The sequence below is a fragment of the Intestinibacter sp. genome (assembly GCF_022780145.1).
Lineage (GTDB): Bacteria > Bacillota > Clostridia > Peptostreptococcales > Peptostreptococcaceae > Intestinibacter.
This window is the reverse complement of sequence record NZ_JALEXO010000087.1, coordinates 1-3,616: the sequence shown is the minus strand read 5'-3', so window position 1 is coordinate 3,616 and position 3,616 is coordinate 1. Positions and strand designations below refer to the sequence as shown.

The 3,616-nt window shown below is 30.4% G+C and carries 4 protein-coding genes; all 4 read right to left on the bottom strand.

Annotated elements, in window-relative coordinates:
• Positions 1-161: 161 nt before the first annotated feature.
• A complete protein-coding gene (locus MR593_RS03190) occupies positions 162-1,256 on the bottom strand; it encodes an SIR2 family protein (RefSeq protein ID WP_290686858.1) in 1,095 nt (364 codons plus the stop codon).
• A 143-nt stretch (positions 1,257-1,399) separates the two neighbouring features.
• Entirely contained in the window at positions 1,400-2,683 is a 1,284-nt protein-coding gene (locus MR593_RS03185; RefSeq protein WP_290686857.1) for a methionine gamma-lyase family protein, read from the bottom strand.
• Positions 2,684-2,890: 207 nt separating this feature from the next.
• Complete coding sequence (gene hfq, locus MR593_RS03180) at positions 2,891-3,133, bottom strand: RNA chaperone Hfq (protein WP_290686856.1); 243 nt, start codon at positions 3,131-3,133, stop codon at positions 2,891-2,893.
• Between the two features lie 71 nt (positions 3,134-3,204).
• The coding region (locus MR593_RS03175) for a tRNA (adenosine(37)-N6)-dimethylallyltransferase (RefSeq protein ID WP_290686855.1) at positions 3,205-3,616 on the bottom strand (412 nt) is incomplete at its 5' end.

Genomic DNA, 3,616 nt, shown 5'->3' with positions numbered 1-3,616 from the left:
GACATTACAGTGTTGCTTATATTTTCTATAGTTTCCTTTTTAACTAATCTTTGAATAAAATTTTTTAATAGTAATGCAGCTAAACTCGCTACAACAACTGTTACACTATTTACGATAACCCCTAATCCAAACATATTTCCTCCCATATTGTATTAATTATTTTAAATTTTTTTTGCTAAATCTATTATCTTCTTTGGATCCTTTGCAAAGTCTTCAAACGAATAATCAGTATACATCACGTGCTTTCCTAGAAATCTTTCATATCTATTTTTTTCTTTTTCCATTACTGAATTTCTCTTTTTATCGTGATTATTGACTACTAATATTTTTAGGTTGTCCTTTTGTCTGCTTGTCTGTACTCTTTTTAGCAAGTATTTTATATGCATATCTGCTTCAGGAAACGAATACCCACAAAATATCAAAACATCGCTATCTCTAAGTGCTTTTTCTGACTTATTCCAAACAGTACTTAAAAATACATTTGACATGTTTTTAAAGTAGGTTGGAGGTACTATTATTGGAACAGTTAATTCCCCACAGTTTAAGCATTCTGCCTGTTTGATATGCTCTATTATCCTCATTACTCCTCCTTCATACGGTGTTAGCGTTATACTGTTACAGATAGGACAATAAAGCCAATTTAGTGAGCCGTGAATTTTATATAGATTTACCATTTGCCCCTCTGGTTTCTTCCAAGAATTTTTGTTAAAATTAAAATTCGCGAAATCTATACCATAATTTAACATTATAGGCAAATTTTTTTCGTCATACAAACTTCCAATAGCATTATCTATATGTATATCGTAATTTGCGCTTATAAAATTAGTGTCACAGATTAAGCCCTCCTTCACTAAATTAGATACAAGCATCTTATGATAATTATTGCTAGAGCTACTGGCATTATTTAAGGTATAGGCAGTCAGCATTATCAAACACTGTCTTATATAAGATATACTTGTATTATTACTGTCATTGTAGCTCTCTGTTTTATAATGCTTAAATGATTCCCTTTTTTGCTCTGCTAAATCGAGTACTCCTAAAACCTCTTCAAATGTAGGAAAATTAATTTTGTCTACATCGTCGTTTATTACATCTATAAAAAATAAATCTTTAAAAAATTTTGCCAATTCTCTATTCATTTTTTTATTTTTGTCCTTTGGCAGTATATATTTAAAATAATGTGAAAACAATTCATTTTGTATAGGTAAATTTTCTGCTGCTGAAGCTCCTGCTCCTAAAAAAATAGTAATCTTCATGAATCCTTAAAACCCTCCAAAAATAAATTTACTTAGCAATTATAATTATACTACAATTAAAAGTAAAAAAATAACTCTTATTATATAATAATAGTTTTTATTTATTATTATCATAATAAGAGCAAATTATTTTTCTAGTTTTTTTATTTTTTATTTAATTTTTTTATGGCTTGAATAGCCTTTAGAGTTCCCATTTTTGAATGGTCAAAAGTAAGTCCTCCTTGGAAGTACACATTATATGGAGGTCTTATTGGAGCGTCTGCACTAAGTTCTATAGAAGATCCTTGTACAAATGCGCCTGCAGCCATTATTACTTCGTCCTCGTATCCTGGCATCGCCCATGGAACTGGTTTTACATGAGAATCTACTGGCGCTGCTTGTTGCACTCCTTGGCAGAAGCTTATTACTTCTTCGGCGTTGTGAAGCTTCACAACTTGTATTATGTCGCTTCTTAAATCGTCGTATTTAGGAAGGACTTCATATCCTAATTTTTCAAAAGCTCTAGCACAGAATATAGCTCCCATTACGGCTTGAGATGTAACATATGGTGCCATGAAAAAACCTTGAAGTACGTTTCTCGTAGTTCCAAATGTAAGTCCGCATTCCTTACCTATTCCAGGTGAAGTCAATCTATAAGATATAAGCTCTACTAAATCAGCTCTACCTGCTATATATCCTCCTGTTAGTGCTAATCCTCCTCCTGGATTTTTTATAAGTGAGCCCGCCATTATGTCAGCTCCTACTTCTGTAGGCTCTTTTGTATCTAAAAACTCGCCATAACAGTTGTCTACCATTACTATTATATCTTTATTTACAGATTTTACTACATCTATTGCTTCTTTTATATCTTGTATACTTAGAGATTTTCTCCATGAATATCCTTTAGATCTTTGTATCATTACTAATCTAGTTCTATCGTTGATTTTTTTCTTTATTCCTTCTAGGTCTATATTTCCATCTTCTAAGAAATCTACTTCATCGTAAGTAACTCCGTATTCTTTTAGAGATCCTTTTTCTTCTCTGATTCCGATTACTCCTTGTAGTGTGTCGTATGGAGTAGATGTTACTGATAGTATTTCATCTCCAGGTCTGACTAAACCCTGTACGCATAGGCTAAGTGCGTGTGTACCGTTTACTATTATCGGTCTAACTAGAGCATCCTCTGCGCCGAATACATTTGCGTAGATTTCTTCTACCTTTTCTCTACCTATGTCGTTGTAGCCGTATCCAGTAGTCCAGTTGAAATGGTTGTCCGCCAAATTAGCTTCTTGCATAGCCTTTAATACTTTGTATTGGTTAAATTCTCTGATTTCCTTTATTTCATCGAATTTTTCTTTTATGTCCTCCATTACTTCTTCAGATAACTTAAATGTCTCTTCGTCTAATTCATAAAATTCTTTTAATAATTCACTCGTTTCTTTTAGCATTTTCTTCTCCTATATTAATTTTTATTTTCTATAATCTATCTAATTTAATTTATATCTATAATTATCCAACATTTAAAATTTTAACACACTGTATTTTTTAGTTCAAGACAGAAAAAAAGGTACTTATGCAAATTAATAAATCATTATTAACTCACATAAGTACCTTTTTATTAATAGTACGAAATAAATTTTACTTCTTATATAAAATTATCTACTGTTTTGTTGATTTTGTAAATTTATATATTTACTTGGTACAATTGTTGAAACTGCGTGTTTGTATATCATATTTTGTTGTCTATTTTCACCTTCAAGTAATATGATATAGCTGTCAAATCCCTTTACATTACCTTTTACTTGTACACCATTCATTAAGAATATAGTAACTGGTATTCTTTCTTTTCTAGCATTATTTAAAAATAAATCTTGTAAGTTTAAAACTGTGTTTTTCATTTTTAAATGCCCTCCTTATATAGTTTTTTTATTAAATAGTTTAAAAATTTAAATATCTATTTACTATTATTTTATACAATTTTAAGTGAATTTTCAACATGATTGACGATATCTTCTTTTAATTTTTCCACATCTTGGTACTTATCTAAGTCAAACCATTTGGCATCTTGATATCGTTTAAACCAAGTTATTTGGCGCTTTGCATATCTTCTAGAATCTCTTTTGATTATTTCTACAGCTTCTTCGTAAGTATACTCGCCATCTAAATATTTTATGAGCTCTTTGTAGCCTATTCCTTGCATAGAGATCATGTCTTTTTTGTAGCCCATTTTTAAAAGGCCTTTTACTTCGTCTAAAAGTCCGTTTTCAAGCATTATGTCGACTCTTCTGTTGATTCTATCGTATAGGACTTCTCTATCTCTATTTAAAACTATTATTATAGGATTGTATTTTTCGTTGTATTTTAAATCTCTAGAAAAATCG